The sequence below is a fragment of the Mesorhizobium waitakense genome, from assembly GCF_056431085.1.
On record NZ_JBWKME010000089.1, the window covers coordinates 44,690 to 65,880 of the forward strand.

The following is a 21,191-nucleotide window of genomic DNA, read 5'->3' on the forward strand; positions in this document are numbered from 1 at the left end:
GAAAATCTAGCCGCTTGGCGCGCTTCCTTGCTCTGTCGCCGGTGTCTTGGCCATTTCACCGTAGATTTCGGCGATGCCCCAGGCCGCGAAGGCCAGAAGCAGCGCGGCAATCAGGATACGCAAGCCGTGCCAGCCCCACCGCCCCTGACGCGCTTTGTTTTCGGGGATGATCTTGGTCATGATCGGTCCTTGTCTCGTTTTACGCCAACTGGCGCGGTCGGCGAAACACGGTCGGGTAACGGTTCCTCGCTAGGATGGTTCCGGGGACGCCGGCTGGTCATGAGCCGGCAGATGCGTGAAGCGGCGCAGGCCGGGACGGGCCATTGGGGACTTGAGTGAACAGCAAGGCGGAAACAGTGCCAGATCTGCCGGCCGCAGTCGCGCGCGCGGTCAAGGACGAGGACCGGCTGGCCGTGCTGCATGGGCTGGAGGCATTGGATACGGCGGCCGATCCGGATTTCGACCGCATAAGCACCCTTGCCGCGGCGACGATGCAGGTTCCGATCGCCTTGGTGACGCTCGTCGACCATAAGCGCCAGTGGTTCAAATCCTGTGTCGGGCTGGACGAGACAGAGACCGCGACCGACATCTCCTTCTGCGCCCATGCGATTGCCGCCGGCGACGAGCCGATGGTTGTGGCGGATGCCACGACGGACCCACGCTTCAAGACCAACCCGCTGGTCACCGGCAAGCATCATCTCCGCTTCTACGCCGGCGCGCCGATGATCGTGGCAGGCGCCCGCATCGGCACGCTGTGCGTGCTCGATCGCAAGCCGCATGCCTATCCGACCGACGCCATGCTGGAGCAGTTGAAGGCGCTCGCCGGCCTCGCCGGCAGCCTGTTCACCTTGAAGGATGCGACCCGGAGCGGCGCCCTCGCCGAGGCAGCGCTGGTGCGAGAGGAAAAGCGGCGCGCCATCGCGCTCGATGCGGCTTCGCTCGCCAGCTGGGCATGGGACATCCGCACCGACATCATCGAATGCGATACCTTGCTGTCGGAGCTGTTCAACCTGCCGCGATCGAACCGGCTGCGGGCGCGCGACATCCTTACCGCCATCGATCTCGCGACGTCTACCAGACCGAAACCCGCTTTCGCGATGCCTTGACCGGCAGCGACGATTATTTCGGCGAATACCGGGTGAAGGGCTTTCATCCACCGCGCTGGCTCGCCACGCGTGGTCGCGTCATCGAGCGCGACGGCGACGGCAAGCCGACCCTGATCTTCGGCGTCAACTACGACATAACCGAGCGCAAGCTTGGCGACGAGCGGCAACGTCTGCTGCTGCGCGAGCTCAACCACCGGGTCAAGAACACGCTGGCGACCGTCCAGGCGCTGGCGACGCAGACCGTGCGGCATGCCCGCCAGCCGAGCGAATTCCTCGAAGCCTTTGGTGCACGGCTTCAGGCCCTGGGCATCGCGCACAATCTGTTGTCCGACCGCGAGTGGCGCGGCATCGGCATCCGCGAACTCGTCCAGATCGAGGTCAGGCCTTTCGACACCGCCGACCAGCCGCGCATGACGATCTCTGGCGACGATTTGTTGCTGTCGCCAGACCAGGCTGTCGGGCTTGGCCTGATCCTGCATGAGCTGGCCAGCAATGCGCTGCAATATGGCTCGCTGTCGGTGGCATCCGGCAAGGTTGATCTCGGCTGGAGAACGCAAGGCAGAAAGGGTGCCCGGCGCCTTGTGCTGACCTGGCGCGAAAGCGGCGGCCCGCAAGTGGCTCCGCCGGAGCGACACGGCTTCGGCTCGATCCTCATCCGCCGCAGCCTTGCCAAGGTCATTTCAAGCGGAGTGACCCATGAGTTCCGGCCGGAAGGCGTGTTTGCCGAAATATCGATGCCGCTGGAAGATCTGCCGAGTGAAAAGCCATGATGCCGAACCAAAAGGCCGCGACGCAAAGTTGAAGCCGGTTTACGGAAGAGATCATTTCCGCTCGTCTTCTTCCGGATCGTCGGGCCTCACGTTTTCGCGGTAGATGGCGTAGGCGGCCAGCGCCACGGCCGGACCCAGAATGACGCCGAGACCGCCTTTGCCCTTGAGCAGCGCCGGCAGCACGGCAAGCGCCGCGGTGATGCCGATCGCTTTCATGTCGGCATTGCGCTGTTGTGCCCGGCGCCGGGCACGTGAGCCGGCGGATATCCGGAAAATCAGCAGGATCAGCCCGGCAAGCAGCAGGAAACCGGCGCCAAAGCCCAGCGCGGCGGCAAGCGATCCGTAGCGACTTGCCGTCCAGATATAGGCCGCCCCGACGAGAAAGCCGAGGCCGCAGAGCGCCACTGATATGGCGAGCCCATAGACGATTGCCGCCGTGCGCGCCCGGCGCATGGCGGCAGCGGTTTCGCCCGATGCCAGACCTGCAATCAGGGATGCGAGCATTCCCATCTGGAATGCGACTAGCGACGCGCGAGGAGCGCGAAGAGGAAGCCGACGCCGGCGGCGATCGCCAGTGACGTCACCGGCTTTTCGCGCACGCTCGCCATCAACTGCGCTTCGATATCCTTGGCATTGCCGCGCAGGCTGTCAAAGGCGGCTTCGCCCTGCGCACGCAACTGCTCGACCCCTTCTGTGGCAGCACGGCGCGCGGTGCCATAGCCATGCTCGCCGGTCTTGGCCAACTGCTTGGTAAGCTTGTCGATATCCGCCTTCAATTGCCTGATATCGGCTTCGAGATCTGAATTCGACGGGCCTTCGGTTGCGGTCTTTCCTGCGGCAGTTGCCATTGCTTAACTCCTTGTGATTGCTTGATTTCAAACGCGCCGCATGTCTCAAGGTTCCGGCATCAGGGACAAAGTAGCCGAAAACGCGTGCGTGTGCACCCGATCCGCTGGCGCTGACAAAAAGCCACTTCGTCAGATCAGTGGCCGTCGCGCCTCGCCCAGCCCTTCCCAGCCGGCGAGTTGCTTGAGTCCTTCATTATCGGTGACCTCGCAACCGCCGTCGCGCCAGACAATCAGCTTGCGGTCCATCAGCTTGCGGATCGTCTTGTTGGTATGGACCAGCGACAGGCCGAGCGTGTCGGCGATGTGCTGTTGGGTGATCGGTATCTGGACCGATTGCTTGCCGTTCAGCCCAACGACCTTTGCCCGGCTGCCGATGAAGGCGATAAGATAGGCGGCACGCTCGATGGCGCTGCGACGCCCGAGGCTGAGCAGATTCTCGTCCAGCATGCGCTCTTCGCGCGACGCGATCCAGGTGATGTCATAGGCCAGGCCGGGATGGTTGCGGTAGAGTTCGTGGAGAGACTCGCGTTCGAAAACGCACAGCAGCATCGGCGACAGGGCCTCGACGGAATGCTGCATTTCGCCCATCACGCTGCCCTGCAGGCCGATCAGATCGCCGGGCATGAGATAGTTGAGGATCTGGCGGCGCCCATCTAGTAACAGCTTATAGCGGAACGCCCAGCCGGAGAGCACGGTGTAGAGATGGGCGCTGTGGCTCCCCTCCACCAGGACCGTGGCGCCCTTGTCGACGGCGAGTTCGCCCTTCTTGAATTTGCTGATGAAGGCCAGTTCCTGCTTTTCGAAGTCGCGGAAAACCGGCAACGGCCGCAACGGGCAGTTCTCGCAAGGGTACTGGCGACTGGAGAAAGCACGACCGCTCTGGCCCGACATTTCGACCCCTCTTCGAAAGCCCGCACAAGGCTGCCTCCCAACGCGTCGCGCGGATCGAGGTTCCGCGCGGGCACATGTCTTTTTTAAATGACAGCTTGCCAAATAGCGATCATGACTCCATCCGTTACAAGGAGCCCTTGCCTGTGTCCCCTTTGCTTGATGGATTGCGGATTCTGGTCCTGGAGGATGAGTTTCTCATCGCCATGGATGTCGAGCAGCTTTGCCGCGATCATGGTGCGGGCGAGGTGGTGATCGCCCGCGATCTGGCCGAGATCGACGATCGACAAATCGCCACGCACTTCGACGCCGCCATTGTCGACCTTATGCTGGGTGGCGCCTCGACACTCGATTTCGCCTCAGGGCTGCGCGCGGCGGGCGTGCCGTTCGTGTTTGCCTCGGGCTATTCGGATCCCGATGAAATCAGGACATCGTTTCCGGGCGTCAGGCTGGTCGGCAAGCCCTATTCGGGTGAGGACCTCATGCAAGCGGTGGCGGCGGCCTGCGGGCGGGGTTCCCCCGGCTGAGACGCGATCCAACTTCTGCGGATCGCACCTTGCGATCGCAGCTCAGTTGGCCGGTGAGCCCGTGACCTGGGTCGAAATCGCATCCGGACCATACTCGTCTTCGCCGGATATCTTCAGGATCTCCTGCAATCGCGTGCGGGCCCGGCTGACCCGGCTCTTGATCGTCCCGACCGCGCAACCGCAGATTTCGGCCGCCTCCTCGTAGGAGAAGCCCGACGCACCGATGAGGATGATGGCTTCGCGCTGATCCTCCGGCAATTGTTCGAGGGCACCGCGAAAATCCTTCAGGTCGAGCTGGCCATGCTGGGCCGGATGAACGGCCAGCCTGGCCGTCATGATACCGTCGCTGTCTTGCACCTCGCGCCCGCGCTTGCGCATCTGCGAATAGAATTCATTGCGCAGGATGGTGAACAGCCACGCCTTGAGATTGGTGCCGGGCTGGAAGCTCTCATGCTTGTCCCAGGCCTTGACCAGTGTTTCCTGGACGAGATCGTCCGCTTTGTCGGCATTTTGCGTCAGCGACACGGCAAAGGCGCGCAAGCTCGGGATTGCCCCAAGCAGATCGGTCTTGAAGCCTTGGGAGACCGCTGCCATGCTTCAGTCCTTCTTCTGTGCGGGTTCGGCCTGTTCCAGTTGACTGAGCAACTGTGCAAAGCGATCCGGCACATCGTCAGAGACCAGCTCATCGTAATATTGTTTGAGTTTGCGTCCGATTTCGGAATTCGGCCCGAGTGCGTCACTGGACCCGTTCCGGCGCCTGCCCGCGACGCCAGCCAGAATATCTTTCGTCATATCCTTCATTTTGCCCTTGTATTCCCAGCGCCCAAGCCGCTCTTAACACTACTCAACACAACGCAAGCGGCCCCCTCGTCTGGTTGCCCGTCCGAACTTCAAACGCCGTCCCGGCGCGTTAGTTCCATCAAGGTCGGAACTTTTTCTCAAGACCCGCGTTGTTTGACCGGGGCTTGCAATCAGCTTGACCTGCACTCTATGCAACCACGTCATTCTGAGGGAGACGTCTTACCATGAGCTTATCAGCCACCATCGCTCCACATCTGCCGTTCCTGCGCCGCTTCTCGCGGGCCGTTTCCGGATCGCAGGAAAGTGGCGACGCGCTGGTCGCCGCGATGCTGGAAGCCATCATCGCCGATATCGATATCTTTCCCGAGGCCTCGAGCGACCGCATCGCGCTTTACAAGGTGTTCGCCAAGCTGTTCACGTCGGTCGCCATCCGCGTCCCGCAGGAGCAGGCGCAGTCGCCATGGGAACAGCGCGCCGCCGCCAATCTGAACGCGATTGCGCCGCGTCCCCGCCAGGCCTTCCTGCTGGTAGCCGTCGAAGGTTTCAGTGAAGACGAGGCGGCCGAGATCCTCGATGCCGGCGACCAGGAGTTTTCAGAGCTGCTTGCCCAGGCAAGCAACGAAATATCCCGCCAGGTGGCAACGGACGTGCTGATCATCGAGGATGAACCGCTGATCGCCATGGACATAGAAGAAATGGTCGAGAGCCTCGGTCACCGCGTCGTCGGAACGGCGCGCACGCATGCCGAGGCGGTGACGATGTTCGGCAAGACGCGGCCCAAGATGGTGCTTGCCGACATCCAGCTTGCCGATGGCAGCTCGGGCATCGAGGCCGTGAACGAGATCCTGTCGTCGACATCGGTGCCGGTGATCTTCATCACCGCCTTCCCCGAGCGTCTCTTGACCGGCGAACGCCCCGAGCCGGCATTCCTGGTCACCAAGCCGTTCAACCCCGACATGGTCAAGGCTCTGATCAGCCAGGCGCTGTTCTTCGATCGCCAGGCGAAAGCCGCCGCGTAGGGGCAGCGGCAGGCACGACGCGATATCAAAAGGCCGTCTGATGCGATGCATCAGGCGGCCTTTGACATGCCGGGACCCCGTCATCAGCGAATTCCGGGCGCCACCCTGTCTGGAACGATTGGCAAGCATCGTCTTTTTCGGCAAATGGTGGAACAAACCGCATCTACCCACGTTTTCATCACACCATTCGAAGGAGATGGATCATGCTTTACTGGGCGCTCGTATTTCTCGTCGTGGCAATCATAGCCGGCGCGCTTGGTTTCGGCGGCATCGCCGGCACGTCTGCCGGCATAGCGCAGATATTGTTTTTCATCTTTCTCGCTTTCCTGGTCATTTCGCTTCTTGCCGGCCTGTTCAAACGGGCGTGAGGACCAAACGATCATCCGAGCGAACACTGGAAGCCGCACCCCTCAAACGGTTTCCAGCCACCGCCGGGCGGGATCCTTCAACGGATACCGCTCGGCGGACCGCTTTTGGAGGCGGGTTTTCGGGAAGCCCTCTGGAACCCATTCCGCGGTGAGCCGTTCAGCCTGAGTTGGGTGGACAGATTGGCGATGCGTTCCAGGGCCGGAGATAGGAAAGACGACGTGCCAAGCGATGAAGTCATCGCCCTGCATCCCGCCGAAAGTGGCATGCAACTTGGCCGGGCTCTTCTCCACGCGCTGCACAATGCCGGCATTTCCGTTCTCTATCAGGATCGCGAGCTGAAAACGGTATGGGCGCGCAATATGCGTGCGCCCTGGGTTTCCGACACCGCGGACGGCAACGGCATCCTGCCAGCTGCGCAGGTCGACCGCATCGGCGCGGCAAAGCGCGACGTCATCGCATCCGGCAATCCGCAACGCCTCGAAATCAGTGTCCCCGCCGAGGACGGCTTTCGCTGGTTTCAGGTTTGGGTCGACGCCGACCATGGCGATGGTGGCACGGTGCAAGGTGTCGTCACCACCATGGTCGAAACGACCGATCAGAAGCGCCGTGAGCAGACCCTGACGACGCTGTTGCGCGAAGTCAGCCATCGCTCGAAGAACCTCCTGGCAATCATTCAAAGCATAGCCACCCAGACCGGGCGCTATTCCGATGGCATCGCTGATTTCCTGACGCGCTTTCGAGGTCGGCTGCAATCACTGGCCTCGTCCCAGGATCTGGTGACCTCCTCAAACTGGCGCGGCGCCGCACTTCGCGAGCTAGTGTCGGGCCAGGTCGGTCGCAACGGGGTGGACCCGTCGCACGGCCTGCGTTTTCGCGGCGCAAACCCCTATCTCAATCCCAACGCCGCGCTGCACATCGGCCTTGCCATGCATGAACTCGCCGTCAATTCGGTCAGCTATGGCGCCCTTTCACGTGCGGACGGCTTCGTTGACGTTACGGCCGATCTCGACGCCGCTGCCGGCGGTCTCGCGCTGTCGCTGACATGGGCCGAAGCGATACCGGCGAGCGACGTCGAGCACAGCGAGAAGCGCTTCGGCAGTGTCGCTCTCGAGCGGGTCGTGCCCGCCTCCCTGAACGGAACGGCGACCCTGGAGCTAATGCCCGGTCGCCTTGAATACCGCCTTGTCGTTCCGCACGGCAATTTCGAGATCGAGTGAGCGCCCGCGCCCTCTCCTAGGATCATCCTTAACCGGCTATTCACCATAAAAGCGGATTCTGTTTTTCCCAGATCCCGCTGGAACCTGCCGCGCCGAGTGCCGCGTCCTGTTGCAGCTGGTCTCCTGACGTCCGCCGCACTGCGGCTGCAGCCGGAAGCCGGAATTGTCCGTTGCGCCGCGTTATTTCACTGGTTGACCGGCGGCCCAGGAACTTTGGTGACTACAGATCGTTACTATGGCGAGAGGACATGTCGCCATGGAACACATCGCTGCATTGTTGCTGGTCATCGGTTGCTCGAACACGATGGCCGACTGCCGTGAATTGCAGGTGCCGGTTAGCGTTTTCGAGACCGCCGATCAATGCGTCGCCGAACGGCCATTCGCGCTGGGCGACGTGCAGGGGCAGGCTCAGCACATCGTCGCCAAGTGCCTTGCCGTTGATCCGGCGCTGGAAGACGACTATGACCAGATCGTCTGGAACGTTCGCCCGGACGGCACGCTCGACGCTTCCCTGGCAATCTCCAACGCGGTGATGGCATCGAACGCCGCGCGCCCAGAAAAAGACTATCTTCGCCAACAATAGATTGCAGCAGCAAAGGCCGTCATTTCATGCTAAATGGCTGTTGGAGCTTACCAAAGTGTGGACACAAAGTGAGGAGTGACTCTATGCGGAAGATGATTATTGCCATGATTGCGGTGGCTGCCCTCAGCGGCTGCACCAGCACCGAGAAGGACGTGGTTGGCGGCGGCTTGATTGGCGCCGGTGTCGGCGGCCTGGTGGGCGGCGGTAAGGGCGCGCTGATCGGTGCGGCAGTCGGTGCCGGTTCCGGCCTGCTGGTTCGCAACCTGCGCAACGGCTATTGCCAGTATCGCGATCATCACGGCCGGATCTACACGGCTCGCTGCAACTAGTTCGGCGATAATCGAAACGTCGATCCGGAGACCGGCCCGCCGGCCTCCGGATTTTTGACGTCTGGACGCAGCGTTTAGCCGGTTAGCGGAATCCTGATCTCCACATTCAACCCATCATCGCGATAATCGCGGTTGATCGTGCCGCCCAATTCGCGCGTGACGTTGAGGTCGATCAGCTTGGTGCCGAATCCGGTCTTGGCCGGTGCTTCGAGTTTCTTCTGCCCGGTTTCGCGCCAGTTGAGAACCAGCACCCTGTCGCGCCCGCGTCCTTCGAGCGACCAGTCGACCTTGAGCGCCCAATCCCCCTTGAGAGAACTGGCTGAATTGCCGGCTTCGCCATACTTCAATGCATTCGTCGCCAGTTCGTGGAACGTCAGGCCGAGCGCCTGTGTCGTGGTTTCGTCGAGCAGGACCTCCGGCCCCGACAAAAGCTCCTCGGGCAGCTCCTTGCCGAACACCTGGCCGAGCTCGATGCGCAGGAGATCGCCAAGATCGGCCTTTTGCCAGCGCGAGCGCGTCAGCATGTCCTGGGACGCCGCCATCGCCTGCAGCCTGGCCGAGAAGGACGAGGAAAATTCGTTGACGTCAGTGGCCCGCGAGGCCGTCTGGCGCGCGATCGCCAGCACTCGGGTGATCGAATTCTTGATGCGATGCTTCATCTCCTGCAGCATCAGGTCTTTTTCGAGCAGGCTCTTTTCCGTCGTCTCGTGCAAGCGCGACGCCGCCTCATAGGCCCGCTCCTGATAGCGCGCCACCAGAGCGATGGCGCCCGCCAGCAGCAAGCCGAACAGCCCCAGCATCACCGGAATGGCGCGCGACGACGGCTGCGAGAAGGCGCTTGTCGGCCGAAACAGGACCGTCCACGGTTGGCCGGCGACCATGATCTTGCGGGTGACCAGCAGCCTGTCCCCGAAGGATGACACTGGCGGCGTCTCCGACCGGAACAAGAGATTGTCGCCACCCACAGCGCCGTCATAGATTTCCGTGTTGACCGGCAGCAGCGGCGACCGGCTGAGCGCTATCTGGAAGAGGTCCCGTGCCCGAAAAGCCGCGTAGAGAAAGCCGGCCGTGGAGGACCTGGACACATTGATGACATCGGGAGCCGTTTCGACATTGAGCCGCACGAAGACCAGGAAGCCCGGGAACGTCTGCGCGGCACCCGTGCTCTGGCCGAGCTGCACCAGCGCGCTGGCGTGCTGCTCATCGTCGGACATTGCCTTTTCGATGGCCACGCGTCGCACCGGTTCGCTGAACATGTCGTAGCCGATGGCGGCCTGGTTGGATGGATCCAGCGGCTCGAACATCACGATGGGCGCGCGCCAGGGTTGCGTGGTGTCCGGATAGATCGGATGGCTGACACCAAGGTCGTGCAGCATGTCGCGTTCGACCGCCGCCTCGTCCCCCGTCTTCACCAGCCTGAGAAAGCCGATACCGCGCAAGCCGGCGAAATTGTTGTCGACATCGAGCGCGTTGAAGAAGGCCTTGAACTCGTTCTGCGAGATATCGCCGTTGCGGGCATCGAACAGGGCCTGCGTCGACCGCAGCAGCGACAGATGCAGGTCGATGCGGCTCTCGATCCGGTTGAGCGCGTCGTCGGCCGTCGCTTCGAATTTGATACGGGCAGCTTCCTGCGTGGCGAAATAGGCAAACCCCGCCATCATCATGCTGATCAGCGCAACGGCGATGAACGCGACGATTGGAAAAAGCTTCTTCAACGGATGATGCGGTCCATGGGCAATGTCGGACCTTTATGGGCAAGTCGATGTGCCAACACAATGGCTAGGCCAAGCCATCATGACAGCTGGCACATCACATGACCGGCAACCAGCGGCCGGGCACGGCTCGTCCGGCCAAGTGGTACTGTAGACGCTAGTCCAGCCGCACCCAATCTGTGGCTTCGAGCACATAGGGAGCGAACAAGAAATCCCGGATCTCGATGATCCGGCTTTCCGACCAGTCGACCAGGACAAAATGCGCGGGTCTTTCCATCGGGCCGGTGCTGTCGAAGACCAGCATGGCCGGCTGACCTTCGACCGCGCCGAGGGCGAATCGCCATTTCGTCTCTTGCGCATAGCGCGTGAAATAGAGGCCGATCTTGTCGCGCCCTTCCAGCTGGAGCCGGTTCACCAGATCGAGCTTCACGTCGTCGGCGAGCATGGCGCGGATTGCGTCGAAATCGCCGCTCCGGAACAGATGGACATAAGCCGCGATCTTGCACCGGTCCGAATCGGACATCAACGGCAGCCTTGTGTCTTCAGGCGCCTGCGCGAAAAGCCGCAGCGCAGCGCGCCCGCGCTGAAGCGCCGATTTGGCGGCTGTCGGAGAGCACCCGGCGATGCTTGCGATCTCGTCGACCGAATGGCCCAGAACATCCTTGAGGATCACCGCGCAGCGCTGAAGTTCAGGGAGCCGTAGAAACGTCTGAAAGCTGATGGCGACGATGTCCGCCTCGGCCATGGGCGCAGCTTCGACGTCTTCGGTGAGCGGAACCACCGTGTTCCGGGACCTGTCGCGCAGGAAATCGAGGCTCGCATTGTGGGCGATGCGGAACAGCCAGCCCTCGAGATTGTCCACCTGGGCCCCCTGGGCTCGCGCGTAAAGGGCCTTGACGAGGGCGTCCTGCAAGACATCCTCGCCGGTGACCGCCGATCCCGTCATGCGCGCGCAGTAGCGGTGAAGGCGTGGCCGCAGCGCTTTCAGACGATCCTCGAATTCGTTCGCGTTCATCTATCGAGACCTACCGCGCTTGCCTGCTCTTCGTCGCCATTTTGCCCGAGACGAGGAGGAGGTTCAAACCTCCCTGTTGTCGAAAAGGAACATTTGAACCCCCGAGTCGTCAGGCGCAAAAAGGCGGCGATCTGCCCCGGCCGCGTGTCCCTCCGCGCTTGCAAACGCCTTTTCGATCGCCGCAAGGTCGTCGAAATGCAGCGTTCCGATCCGATGAACATTGGAGGTTCCTACCGGCGTTGCGATAGGGCCGTCATTGACCTCGTATTTCCTGAGACCTGGAATCTTCTTGGCGAGAGGCACGTGGATTTCGAAGTAGTGTCGGTCAAATGCCTCGACGTTCTCCGGTGTCGGGTAAATCACGACCATCCGAGCCATTGCGGTTCTCCTTTGTTGCTTGTGTGAGGCATTCTTACTTGTGTGTTTCGCTCAACACCGCCGAGCCCATGATCGAGTCCAGGCTCGCCAGCTCCAAGATCTTCGGGAAATAGGCTTTCATGCGCGGATCGCTGCGCATCGCCTCGACGGCTGCGGGGGTCTCCCACTCGGAGTAGATGACGACGCCGGCGCCGTCTTGCGCCGCGATCAGCCGGGTCGTCTTCCAGCCGCGGAGCGTGCGGACCACCGTATCGGTATTCAGCTTCAAGAGCGCGATCAGCGCATCCTGCTTCCCGGGTTTGACCTTCAGCAGATTGATCAAGATGACGGACTCGTCGGACATGGCATGTCTCCTTCTGTTCGGACACACCAAGGACGATCCGACGGGAAGAAACGGATCGAGACGTAGAAAGATTTTTTCGGAAGATCCGCTGGAGTTCTAGGCGGCGATCTTCAGGGCGCCTGGCCCGGGAATGGCGCCAGGCGGGCATTTACCCAGAATGATCATGCCGAGCACCTCGTCCTGGGTCACATCGGTGGTGCGCGCGGTGCCGACGACCTGGCCGTTCTTCATGACACAGACCCGATCGGCTAGCTCGAACACGTCGTGGATGTCATGGCTGATCAGGAAGATGCCGATGCCGTCGGACTTGAGCTGCTTGACCAGTTCGCCGACCTGCGCCGTTTCCTGCGGACCAAGTGCCGCCGTCGGCTCGTCCATGATCAGGATGCGCGCATTGAACAGGATCGCGCGCGCGATCGCCACCGACTGCCGCTGACCGCCAGACAGCTTGATCACCGGCTCCTTGAAGCGCTGGAAGCGGGGATTGAGCCGGCCCATCACCTTGCGCGCCTCGGCCTCCATCGCAACGTCGTCGAGCGTACCCCAGGCGGTCATCAGCTCACGGCCGAGAAACAAATTGGCGGCGGCATCGACATTGTCGGCCAACGCCAGCGTCTGGTAGATCGTTTCGATGCCGTATTTCTTGGCGTCGCGCGGGTTGGAGATCGATGCCTCCTCGCCGTTGACGAAGATATGGCCCGCGTCGCGCTTGTAGGCGCCGGACAGGATCTTGATCAGCGTCGACTTTCCGGCGCCGTTGTGGCCCAGCAGCGCCACGACCTCGCCGGGGAAAAGGTCGATCGAGGCGTCGTCGACGGCGCGGATGCCGCCAAAGGCGATCGAGATGTTGCGCATATCGATCAGCGCAGTGCCGGTGGGTGCGGTCTTGTCTGCCATAATCCTTGTCCTCCCCTAGACGCGCTTGCGATAGACGGTATCGAGCCAGACCGCGACGACCAGCACGGCGCCGACGACGATGCTCTGCAACGGCGAGTCGATGCCGAGCAGCACCATGCCGGACTGCAGCGACTGCATCAGCAACGCGCCGAGCATGGCGCCGAGCACCGTTCCGGAGCCGCCGGCAAGCGAGGTGCCGCCGATGACGGCGGCGGCGATCACCAGCAGCTCGTCCAACGTGCCCAGCGCATTGGTCGAGGCGTTGAGGCGGGCCGACGAGATCGCCGCGCTGATCGCGGCTAGTACACCCATGATCATGAACACCTTCATGGTCACCCAGCGGGTGTTGATGCCGGCGAGATTGGCGGCCTCCGGATTGCCGCCGATGGCAAAGACATAGCGGCCGAAACGGGTGCGCTTGGTAATGAAGGTCATGACGATACCGACCGCGACCGCCATCAGTACCGGTATGGCGATGCCGTGGGCGATGAACAGCCCGCCTTCGGGAATGGTGATGCCGTTCTGCTGTGCATACTGGCGCACGATGCCGATTGGCCACGGATAGGAATTGGCGATCCAGACGGCCCCGAGGATGGCAGCGCAACTGACCACACCGAGAAAGGTTTCCGCCCACACGGGGCGCAGTGGAAAGTTGAACCGTTTGCGCTGCGACCGGCCGTTGAGCAACGCGAAAGCGACAGCCACGCAAGCGACGATGCCGATGATCCAGCTGGCGGTGGCGCCGATCGAGCCTCGCGGTCCGCCGCCCATCAACTGGAATGTAGCGTCGAGTGGCGCGACCGTGCGCCCGTTGGTGATCAGCCATGCCATGCCGCGCCAGACCAACAGACCGCCTAGCGTCACGATGAAGGCAGGAACTTCGAGATAGGCGATGATGAAGCCCTGGAAGGCGCCGATCACAAGACCGAGCATCACGCCGACGACCAGTGCGATGATCCAGAGCCAGGGATTTCCAAGCTGGAAGCCGATGACGCGAATGAGGAATTCGGCTTGCGCCACACCCATGATCATACCGATCACGCCTTCGACGGAACCAACCGAAAGGTCGATGTTGCGCATGACGATGACCAGCACCATGCCGGTCGCCATGATCGCGACCGAGGAAGTCTGCACCGACAGGTTCCAGAGATTGCGCGGCGTCAGGAAAAGTCCGCCCGACAGGATATGAATGCCGACCCAGATGACCAGCAACGCACCGACCATGCCAAGCATGCGCGTATCGAGTTCGGTCGCCTTGAGGAAGCGTCCGACGGCGCTCAATTCGGATGCACGCGCCCGGTCTGCGGGCGTATTCGCGGCAGGCGTGTTAGAGGCCGTGTCGGTCATGATGTCCTCCCACCGGTTTGCCGTCTGGCGCGGATGCCGGAACCACGATGCTATTTGCTTTCCGCGATCATTTGAAGCGGAATGCCCCTTGAGAAACGCCGCGGCCCAGGGGCCGCGGCGCTGAGATCGAACTGGGATCCCGTTCGGTTTTAGTTGCAGGCCGCGACGGTGCCGGCGGCGACGCCTGCACAGACTTCGTCCTTCTTGATCCAGCCAGCGTCGATGACGACGTTGAGATTGTCCTTGGTGATCGCGATCGGGGTCAGGAACAGCGAGTTGGTCTCGTTGCCGCCGGGCGTGGTGAACTTCACAGCGTTCGGGATCTTGTCCAGGGCAGTGCCAGCGGCCAGCTGCGAGGCGATCTCGGCGGCGTTCTTGCCGAGTTCGCGTGCGTCCTTCCACACCGACACGGTCTGTGTGCCGAGTGCGACGCGGTTCAGTGCGGCATGGTCGCCGTCCTGGCCGGACACCGGAACCGATCCTGCCAGCCCTTGCGCCGTCAGCGCGGCGACGACGCCGCCGGCGGTGCCGTCATTGGCTGCCACCACGGCATCGACCTTGTTGTCGTTGGCGGTGAGGAACTGTTCCATGTTCTTCTGGGCATTGGCGGGCAGCCAGCCATCCGTATAGGCTTCGCCGACATTCTTGATCTTGCCGCTATCGATGGCTGCCTTGAGCACTTCCATGGAGCCGGCGAACAGGAAATCGGCATTCGGGTCGGCGCCTGAGCCCTTGATGAAGACGTAGTTGCCTTCCGGCTTGACCTTGAACACTTCGCGGGCCTGCATGCGGCCGACTTCCTTGTTGTCGAAGGTCAGGTAGAACACGTTCTTGTTCTCGATCAGCCGGTCATAGCCGACGACCGGAATGCCTTCGTCCAGTGCCTTCTGGACCGCCGGGCCGATGGCCGAGGCATCCTGCGCGAGGACGATCAGCGCGTTGGCGCCCTGCGAAATCAGGCTCTCGACGTCGGTGAGCTGCTTGCCCGGATTGGACTGCGCATCAGCGGAAATGTATTTGTCACCAGCCGCCTCGATGGCCTTCTTCATCGCCGCTTCGTCGGTCTTCCAGCGCTCTTCCTGGAAGTTGGACCACGAAACGCCAATGACCTTGTCCTTCGCCTGCGCGACCGACACCAGCGTCAGCGACATGGCGACACCCGCCAGGATGGCGGCTGTGAATTTTTTCATAATATCCTCCCTGCGCCGCGTATGGCGCGACCAAACTGACCCGTAGGCCGGCACAGAGGCTCTATTTTTTCGAGCCTCGAAAAAATAGTGATCCAACGCCCGAACGCTGTCAACATCGATTCTGATGGATTTTGACGTCTCTCCGAGTTTTTTTCGAGCTCCGGAATAAATAATGACAGGATGGTGGGGTTCTGCCAGAATTTGGCTTGGCGCATGTCGCCCCAAAGGTGCGCAGCGGTTTTTGGGCAACGACACGCGGAGAAACAAGTGCCTGAAGCGCGTCGCGCTTTCAGGCTTCGCTGATGGCCTTCGGGAGGCGCGAAAGGCTGCAGCGACCGGGAGGATGTGAAAAAGCATGTCGGTCGGAATCCGCCACGACGATCTGCGCCGCCGCAACCGGGCGATGGTGATTGCGGCCGTGCGCCGCGCCGGACAGCCGTCCCGCACCGAGATCGCCGCGACCACGGGCCTCAGCCATTCGACCATATCGGCGATCTCCTCCGACCTTATCGGCGAAGGCATCCTGACTGAGAGCAAGCCGAGCGAGGCCGGATCGCTCAAACGCGGCCGGCCGCAGGTCGGCCTCGGCCTCAATCCGGAAGCGGCGGCGGTGATGACCGTGGTGCTGTCGCTGAACTTCCTCTCGGTCGCCGTCATCGACTATGCCGGCCAGGTGATTGCCGAGGAACAGCGCCGGCTGGACACGCTGACAATGCCGCGCGACGCGCTGGTCGGTGAATGCGTTGCCATCGTACGCCGCCGTCTCGAAGACCCCGATCTCGACGTCCGCAGTGTCGCCCGCATCGCGTTGGCGATCCAGGGCATCACCGACACACGTGCCCGCGCCATGCTGTGGTCACCGATCACGCCGCACACCGACATCGCCTTCGCCGACATACTCGAGGACGAGTTCGGCATCCCCGCCACCATGGAGAACGACTGCAATATGATGGCGATAGCGTTGCGCTGGCGCGACCCTGATCGCTACCGCGACGACTTCATCGCCATCCTGTTGTCGCACGGCATCGGCATGGGTCTGGTGCTGAAGGGCGAGCTGTTCACCGGCACCCATTCCTCGGGCGGCGAGTTCGGCCATATGATCCATCGGCCCAACGGCGCGCTGTGCCGCTGCGGGCGGCGCGGCTGCGTCGAGGCCTATGCCGGCAACTACGCCATCTGGCGCAACGCAAGGCAGATGAGTGAGGACGCTGAACCGGTCGCCGATGTGAGTGACGCTGACATGCGCGCCCTGGCGACCGCGGCCCGCGAAACGGATGGACCCGAGCGCGAGGCTTACCGCAAGGCCGGCGAGGCACTCGGCTACGGTCTCGGCAGCCTGTTCGCGCTGATCGATCCGGCACCAGTCGCCATGGTCGGTGCCAGCGCCGCGGCCTTCGACCTGATCGAGCCGGCATTGCGCGAGGCGATTGCGCAGACCGCCGGCGGCCAGCATTCGCAATCAATTTCCTTCGACACCGAACCGAACGAACTGCCACTGATCCGCGAAGGCTGCGCCACGCGGGCGCTGACCTTCGTCGACCAGGAGATTTTCGCGCCCGGCACGCAGGCGAGATCCGGCCTTGGCGGCAAGAACGTCGCGTGAATAGCGCGCCGGGATGTGTTGAGATCCAGGTCAGGCCGAGTCGAGAATGGCGGGTTCCGAGAACCGGAACGGAGCGGACATTTGGGTCCGTGAGTACCGGAAGCGCAGGAAACTGCCGTTCGCGGGCTGGCATCACCTGAATATCAGCATATCCCTAATCTTCCCGGATTGCGTAGCCCGCCCCACGGATGGTGCGGATGACATCGGGCATGCGGCCATTGTTGACCGCCTTGCGCAGCCGGCCGACATGCACGTCGACTGTGCGTTCGTCGATGTAGATCGTCTCGCCCCAGACATTGTCGAGCAACTGGCTGCGCGAGAACACACGGCCGGGATGGCGCATCATGAATTCGAGCAAGCGGAATTCGGTCGGTCCGAGCCGGATCTCGCTCTTCTTGCGATAGACCCGGTGCGATTCACGATCGAGCACGATGTCGCCGACCTTGAGCACACTGGACAGCACTTCCGGCTTGGCGCGGCGCAGCAGCGCCTTGACCCTGGCTATGAACTCGGGCGTCGAGAACGGCTTGACCAGATAGTCGTCGGCGCCGGTCGAGAGGCCGCGCACACGATCGCTTTCCTCGCCACGCGCGGTCAGCATGATGATCGGCAGCCGCTCGGTCTCGGGCCGCATTCTTAGCCGGCGACAGAGTTCGATGCCGGACACTGCTGGCACCATCCAGTCGAGCACCAGCAGGTCAGGCACGTTTTCCTGGAGGCGGATTTCGGCTTCGTCGCCGCGCGTCACCACCTCGACCTGGTATCCCTCGGACTCGAGATTGTAGCGCAGGAGCACGCCAAGCGGCTCCTCGTCCTCCACCACCATGATGCGTGGCGCGATCATCGACTGGTCACCCCTGCCGTCATGCCGCCGGCGCGGACATTGCCGTCTCGTCCTGCTTCGGACGATTGGCGGGCAGCTGCGTACCGGTCAAAACATAATACGCATTTTCCGCGATGTTGGTGACGTGATCGCCGATGCGTTCGAGGTTTTTGGCGCAGAACAAGAGATGCGTGCAGGCGGTGATGTTGCGCGGGTCTTCCATCATGTAGGTCAGGAGTTCGCGGAACACCGAGGTGTATTTGACGTCGATGCGCTCGTCGTCGGCGCGCAGCTTCGCCAGCGCCGCGGCGTCGCGCGCTGTATATTCCTCGATGACGCCCTGCACCTGGATCAGCACCAGCTGCGCCATTGCGTCGATGGAGTGCGACAGGTCGCGCGGGGTGACACTGAGGCCGACGGTGCCGACGCGCTTGGCGATGTTCTTGGCAAGGTCGCCAATACGCTCGAGGTCGCCGGCCATGCGGATCGAACCGACGACATGGCGCAAATCGTCGGCCATCGGCTGACGCTTGGCGATCAGTGTGATGGCGCGGTCGTCGAGCTCGCGCTGGCGCGCGTCCATGATCGCATCGTCGGAGACGACGCGCTGCGCCAGGGCGTTGTCGGAATTCAGCAGCGCCTTGGTGGCGCCGCCGACCATCGAGCCGGCGAGGTCGCCCATGTCGCGGATCAGCCTGCTGATCTGTCCGAGATCCTCGTCGAAAGAAGCGACTGTGTGTTCGCCCATGATCTTAGTCCTCGTATGCCTGAGCTCAGCCGAAGCGGCCGGTGATGTAGTCCTGCGTGCGCTTCTCGCGGGGCGACGTGAAGATCTTCTCGGTGCGGTCGAACTCGACCAGTTCGCCCAGATACATGAAGGCGGTCTGCTTCGACACGCGCGCCGCCTGCTGCATGTTGTGGGTGACGATGACGATCGTGTAGTCGGCTTGCAACTCGTCGATCAGCTCTTCGATCTTGGCGGTCGACAGCGGGTCAAGCGCAGAGGCCGGCTCGTCGAGCAGGATGACTTCCGGCTTCACCGCCACGGTGCGGGCGATGCAGAGTCGCTGCTGCTGGCCGCCGGAGAGGCTGAGGCCGCTGGCGTTGAGCTTGTCCTTGACTTCGGTCCACAGTGCGGCGCGCTTCAGCGCCTGCTCGACACGGCCGTCCATCTCGGACTTGCTGATCTTCTCGTAGAGCCTGACGCCGAAGGCGATGTTTTCATAGATCGACATCGGGAACGGCGTCGGCTTCTGGAACACCATGCCGATCTTGGTCCGCAGCAGATTGAGGTCCTGCGAGCGGTCGAGAACGTTCTGGCCGTCGAGCAGCACCTGACCCTCGGCGGTCTGCTTGGGATAGAGTTCGTAGATGCGGTTGAAGACGCGCAGCAGCGTCGACTTCCCGCAGCCCGAAGGTCCGATGAAGGCCGTGACGCTGCGCTCGGGCAGCGACAGCGTGATGTCCTTCAGCGCCTTGCTCTGGCCGTAGTAGAAGTTGAGGTTCTTGACCTCGATCTTGGCCTTGCCGGCAATTGCCTCGGCGGCGATCGTCATGTCTGGAGACAACATCTGGCTCATTTGTCCTCTCTGCGTCCGGTCAGGCTGCGAGCAAAGATGCTGAGCGCGAGAACCGTCAATGTGATGATGAGTGCACCGGTCCAGGCCAGTTGCTGCCATTCCTCGTAAGGGCTGAGAGCGAACTGGAAGATGGTCACAGGCAAGCTGGCCATCGGCGCGTTGAGATTGCTCGACCAGAACTGGTTGTTGAGCGCCGTAAAGAGCAGTGGCGCCGTCTCGCCGGAGATACGGGCGATCGACAGCAATATGCCGGTGACGATGCCGGAAAGGGCGGCGCGGTAAGCGACCGACTTGATGACCACCCAGCGCGGCGCGCCGATCGCGGTGCCGGCTTCACGCAACGCGTTCGGCACCAGGTTGAGCATGTCCTCGGTGGTGCGAACGACGACCGGGATGACCAGGATGGCAAGCGCGACGGCGCCGGCGATCGCCGAGAAATGCCCCATCGGCCGGACCATCAGTTCGTAGACGAACAGGCCGATGATGATCGACGGCGCCGACAAAAGGATGTCGTTGATGAAGCGCACCACGGTGGTGAGCTTCGAAAAGCGTCCGTATTCGGCCATATAGGTGCCGGCCAAAACCCCGATCGGCGTTCCGACAACGACGCCGATGATGGTCATCACGATGCTGCCGTAGATGGCGTTGAGCAGGCCGCCGGCATCGCCGGGCGGCGGCGTCATTTGCGTGAACACCGCAAGATTGACGCCGGACAGGCCCTTGTACAGCAGCGCGCCGAGGATGAGCGCCAGCCAGGCAAGTCCGATGCCCGCGGCGGCGACGCACAGCGTCATCATCACGGAATTCTTCCTCTTGCGGCTCTGATGAAGCGATGTGGCTGTCGACATCGGTCAGGCTCCCGTGCGGGCGTCAATGCGCATCAGCATGTAGCGTGCGATGGCGAGGATCAGGAAGGTGATGACGAACAGGATCAGGCCGAGCGCCACCAGCGAAGAGGTATAGAGATCGCCGACGGCTTCGGTGAATTCATTGGCGATGGTCGCGGAGATCGTCGTTGCCGGCGCGAACAGCGAGGTGCTGATGCGGTGCGCGTTGCCGATCACGAAGGTCACCGCCATGGTTTCGCCGAGCGCGCGGCCGAGGCCGAGCATGACGCCGCCCATGATGCCGATCCTTGTGTAGGGAATGACCACGCGGCGGGTCACTTCCCAGGTCGTGCAGCCGATGCCGTAGGCGGACTCTTTCAGCACCGGCGGCACCGTGTCGAAGACGTCCTTGGTGATCGAGGTGATAAAAGGCAGCACCATGATGGCAAGGATCAGCGACGACGTCAAAAGGCCGATGCCGTAGGGCGGACCGGCAAACAGGCTGTTGAGGCCGGGAATGCCGTGGAACGCGCTGATGATGAAGGGCTGCACGGTCGTCTGCAGGAAGGGCGCCAGCACGAACAGGCCCCAGATGCCGTAGATGATCGAAGGGATGCCGGCGAGCAGTTCAACCGCCATGCCGATCGGGCGCCGCAGCGGGCGCGGACAAAGCTCTGTGAGGAAGATGGCGATGCCGATGCCGAGCGGCACGGCAATCAGGATGGCGATGGCCGACGTGATGATGGTGCCGTAGATCGGCGCCAGCGCGCCGAATTTCTCCGTCACCGGGTTCCAGCTTTCGCTGGTCAGGAAGGAGAAGCCGAAGGTCGACAGGGCTTGCCAGGAGCCGGCAAACAGCGAGATCGCAACACCGCCGAGCAAGACCAGCACCAGTATGGCTGCGGCACGGGTCATTCCGTGGAAGATCGCGTCGGTCAGCGCGAAACGTCTGACAGTCGCGTAGCGCGAACCTCGAATGGCTGGCAAGGCTTCCTGGACAGCACTCATGTGAAGCTCGG

At 62.4% G+C, this 21,191-nt stretch carries 25 protein-coding genes and 1 pseudogene; 8 read left to right on the forward strand and 18 right to left on the reverse strand.

Features of this window, described 5'->3' with window-relative positions:
• Positions 1–6: 6 nt before the first annotated feature.
• Complete coding sequence (locus AC07FD_RS18690; protein ID WP_478351055.1) at positions 7–180, reverse strand: hypothetical protein; 174 nt, start codon at positions 178–180, stop codon at positions 7–9.
• 176 nt (positions 181–356) lie between these two features.
• On the opposite strand from AC07FD_RS18690, the pseudogene AC07FD_RS18695 reads away from it, so the two are divergent.
• Positions 357–1,876 (forward strand): annotated as a pseudogene (locus AC07FD_RS18695) (sensor histidine kinase).
• Between the two features lie 51 nt (positions 1,877–1,927).
• Here the strand turns inward: AC07FD_RS18695 and AC07FD_RS18700 are convergent.
• From AC07FD_RS18700 to AC07FD_RS18710, 3 genes are all read right to left on the reverse strand, one after another.
• The gene (locus AC07FD_RS18700) at positions 1,928–2,386 is read right to left on the reverse strand and encodes a hypothetical protein (protein ID WP_478351056.1); all 459 of its coding nucleotides are present in this window, start codon (positions 2,384–2,386) and stop codon (positions 1,928–1,930) included.
• 11 nt (positions 2,387–2,397) lie between these two features.
• A complete protein-coding gene (locus AC07FD_RS18705) occupies positions 2,398–2,724 on the reverse strand; it encodes an ElaB/YgaM/YqjD family protein (protein WP_095089295.1) in 327 nt (108 codons plus the stop codon).
• A gap of 129 nt (positions 2,725–2,853) precedes the next feature.
• A complete protein-coding gene (locus AC07FD_RS18710) occupies positions 2,854–3,615 on the reverse strand; it encodes a Crp/Fnr family transcriptional regulator (RefSeq protein ID WP_478351057.1) in 762 nt (253 codons plus the stop codon).
• A gap of 203 nt (positions 3,616–3,818) precedes the next feature.
• On the opposite strand from AC07FD_RS18710, the gene AC07FD_RS18715 reads away from it, so the two are divergent.
• Positions 3,819–4,139: a response regulator gene (locus AC07FD_RS18715; protein ID WP_478351077.1), complete on the forward strand. Its 321-nt coding sequence runs from the start codon at positions 3,819–3,821 to the stop codon at positions 4,137–4,139.
• Positions 4,140–4,181: 42 nt separating this feature from the next.
• On the opposite strand, the gene AC07FD_RS18720 is transcribed toward AC07FD_RS18715, so the two are convergent.
• Both AC07FD_RS18720 and AC07FD_RS18725 read right to left on the reverse strand, forming a co-directional pair.
• Positions 4,182–4,733, reverse strand: coding sequence for a sigma-70 family RNA polymerase sigma factor (locus tag AC07FD_RS18720; RefSeq protein WP_095089299.1), 552 nt, complete (start codon positions 4,731–4,733; stop codon positions 4,182–4,184).
• Positions 4,734–4,736: 3 nt separating this feature from the next.
• The gene (locus AC07FD_RS18725) at positions 4,737–4,940 is read right to left on the reverse strand and encodes a NepR family anti-sigma factor (RefSeq protein WP_095089301.1); all 204 of its coding nucleotides are present in this window, start codon (positions 4,938–4,940) and stop codon (positions 4,737–4,739) included.
• A gap of 224 nt (positions 4,941–5,164) precedes the next feature.
• Here AC07FD_RS18725 and AC07FD_RS18730 point away from each other — a divergent pair, with 224 nt between their 5' ends.
• The 5 genes from AC07FD_RS18730 (at position 5,165) to AC07FD_RS18750 (ending at position 8,457) form a co-directional block, all read left to right on the forward strand.
• Complete coding sequence (locus AC07FD_RS18730) at positions 5,165–5,959, forward strand: response regulator (protein ID WP_457154515.1); 795 nt, start codon at positions 5,165–5,167, stop codon at positions 5,957–5,959.
• Between the two features lie 203 nt (positions 5,960–6,162).
• Positions 6,163–6,327: a DUF1328 domain-containing protein gene (locus tag AC07FD_RS18735; RefSeq protein WP_027031438.1), complete on the forward strand. Its 165-nt coding sequence runs from the start codon at positions 6,163–6,165 to the stop codon at positions 6,325–6,327.
• 186 nt (positions 6,328–6,513) lie between these two features.
• Entirely contained in the window at positions 6,514–7,545 is a 1,032-nt protein-coding gene (locus AC07FD_RS18740; protein WP_478351058.1) for a sensor histidine kinase, read from the forward strand.
• Between the two features lie 256 nt (positions 7,546–7,801).
• Positions 7,802–8,128, forward strand: a complete 327-nt coding sequence (locus AC07FD_RS18745; RefSeq protein ID WP_478351059.1) for a hypothetical protein — start codon at positions 7,802–7,804, stop codon at positions 8,126–8,128.
• Positions 8,129–8,211: 83 nt separating this feature from the next.
• Positions 8,212–8,457 (forward strand): YMGG-like glycine zipper-containing protein, encoded by a 246-nt coding sequence (locus AC07FD_RS18750; RefSeq protein WP_477285106.1) that lies wholly within the window; start codon positions 8,212–8,214, stop codon positions 8,455–8,457.
• Between the two features lie 74 nt (positions 8,458–8,531).
• Here AC07FD_RS18750 and AC07FD_RS18755 read toward each other — a convergent pair whose 3' ends face one another.
• From AC07FD_RS18755 to xylF, 7 genes are all read right to left on the reverse strand, one after another.
• Positions 8,532–10,172, reverse strand: coding sequence for a CHASE domain-containing protein (locus AC07FD_RS18755; protein WP_478351060.1), 1,641 nt, complete (start codon positions 10,170–10,172; stop codon positions 8,532–8,534).
• Positions 10,173–10,326: 154 nt separating this feature from the next.
• Positions 10,327–11,184, reverse strand: a complete 858-nt coding sequence (locus tag AC07FD_RS18760; RefSeq protein ID WP_478351061.1) for a sigma-70 family RNA polymerase sigma factor — start codon at positions 11,182–11,184, stop codon at positions 10,327–10,329.
• A gap of 63 nt (positions 11,185–11,247) precedes the next feature.
• On the reverse strand, positions 11,248–11,562 hold the full coding sequence (locus AC07FD_RS18765) for an EthD family reductase (protein ID WP_478351062.1): 315 nt from the start codon (positions 11,560–11,562) through the stop codon (positions 11,248–11,250).
• A gap of 34 nt (positions 11,563–11,596) precedes the next feature.
• Positions 11,597–11,905 (reverse strand): putative quinol monooxygenase, encoded by a 309-nt coding sequence (locus AC07FD_RS18770; protein WP_478351063.1) that lies wholly within the window; start codon positions 11,903–11,905, stop codon positions 11,597–11,599.
• A gap of 96 nt (positions 11,906–12,001) precedes the next feature.
• Positions 12,002–12,802, reverse strand: coding sequence for an ATP-binding cassette domain-containing protein (locus tag AC07FD_RS18775; RefSeq protein ID WP_478351064.1), 801 nt, complete (start codon positions 12,800–12,802; stop codon positions 12,002–12,004).
• A 15-nt stretch (positions 12,803–12,817) separates the two neighbouring features.
• A complete protein-coding gene (locus AC07FD_RS18780; RefSeq protein WP_478351065.1) occupies positions 12,818–14,149 on the reverse strand; it encodes a sugar ABC transporter permease in 1,332 nt (443 codons plus the stop codon).
• Positions 14,150–14,298: 149 nt separating this feature from the next.
• Positions 14,299–15,339 carry a D-xylose ABC transporter substrate-binding protein gene (gene xylF / locus AC07FD_RS18785; protein WP_095089315.1) on the reverse strand — a complete coding sequence of 347 codons (1,041 nt, stop codon included), beginning with the start codon at positions 15,337–15,339 and terminating at the stop codon, positions 14,299–14,301.
• 355 nt (positions 15,340–15,694) lie between these two features.
• Here xylF and AC07FD_RS18790 point away from each other — a divergent pair, with 355 nt between their 5' ends.
• Entirely contained in the window at positions 15,695–16,942 is a 1,248-nt protein-coding gene (locus AC07FD_RS18790; RefSeq protein ID WP_478351066.1) for an ROK family protein, read from the forward strand.
• A 154-nt stretch (positions 16,943–17,096) separates the two neighbouring features.
• Here AC07FD_RS18790 and phoB read toward each other — a convergent pair whose 3' ends face one another.
• From phoB to pstC, 5 genes are read right to left on the reverse strand one after another with little or no spacing between them, the layout of a single operon-like run.
• Positions 17,097–17,786, reverse strand: coding sequence for a phosphate regulon transcriptional regulator PhoB (gene phoB / locus AC07FD_RS18795; protein WP_478351067.1), 690 nt, complete (start codon positions 17,784–17,786; stop codon positions 17,097–17,099).
• A gap of 19 nt (positions 17,787–17,805) precedes the next feature.
• Positions 17,806–18,513, reverse strand: a complete 708-nt coding sequence (gene phoU, locus AC07FD_RS18800; protein WP_095089319.1) for a phosphate signaling complex protein PhoU — start codon at positions 18,511–18,513, stop codon at positions 17,806–17,808.
• A gap of 25 nt (positions 18,514–18,538) precedes the next feature.
• Positions 18,539–19,345, reverse strand: coding sequence for a phosphate ABC transporter ATP-binding protein PstB (gene pstB / locus AC07FD_RS18805; protein WP_095089320.1), 807 nt, complete (start codon positions 19,343–19,345; stop codon positions 18,539–18,541).
• Positions 19,342–20,193 (reverse strand): phosphate ABC transporter permease PstA, encoded by an 852-nt coding sequence (pstA, locus tag AC07FD_RS18810; protein WP_477423566.1) that lies wholly within the window; start codon positions 20,191–20,193, stop codon positions 19,342–19,344. The genes pstB and pstA overlap by 4 nt, the downstream gene beginning before the upstream one ends.
• Positions 20,194–20,196: 3 nt before the next feature.
• On the reverse strand, positions 20,197–21,180 hold the full coding sequence (gene pstC, locus AC07FD_RS18815; protein ID WP_478351068.1) for a phosphate ABC transporter permease subunit PstC: 984 nt from the start codon (positions 21,178–21,180) through the stop codon (positions 20,197–20,199).
• Between the last annotated feature and the right edge of the window lie 11 nt (positions 21,181–21,191).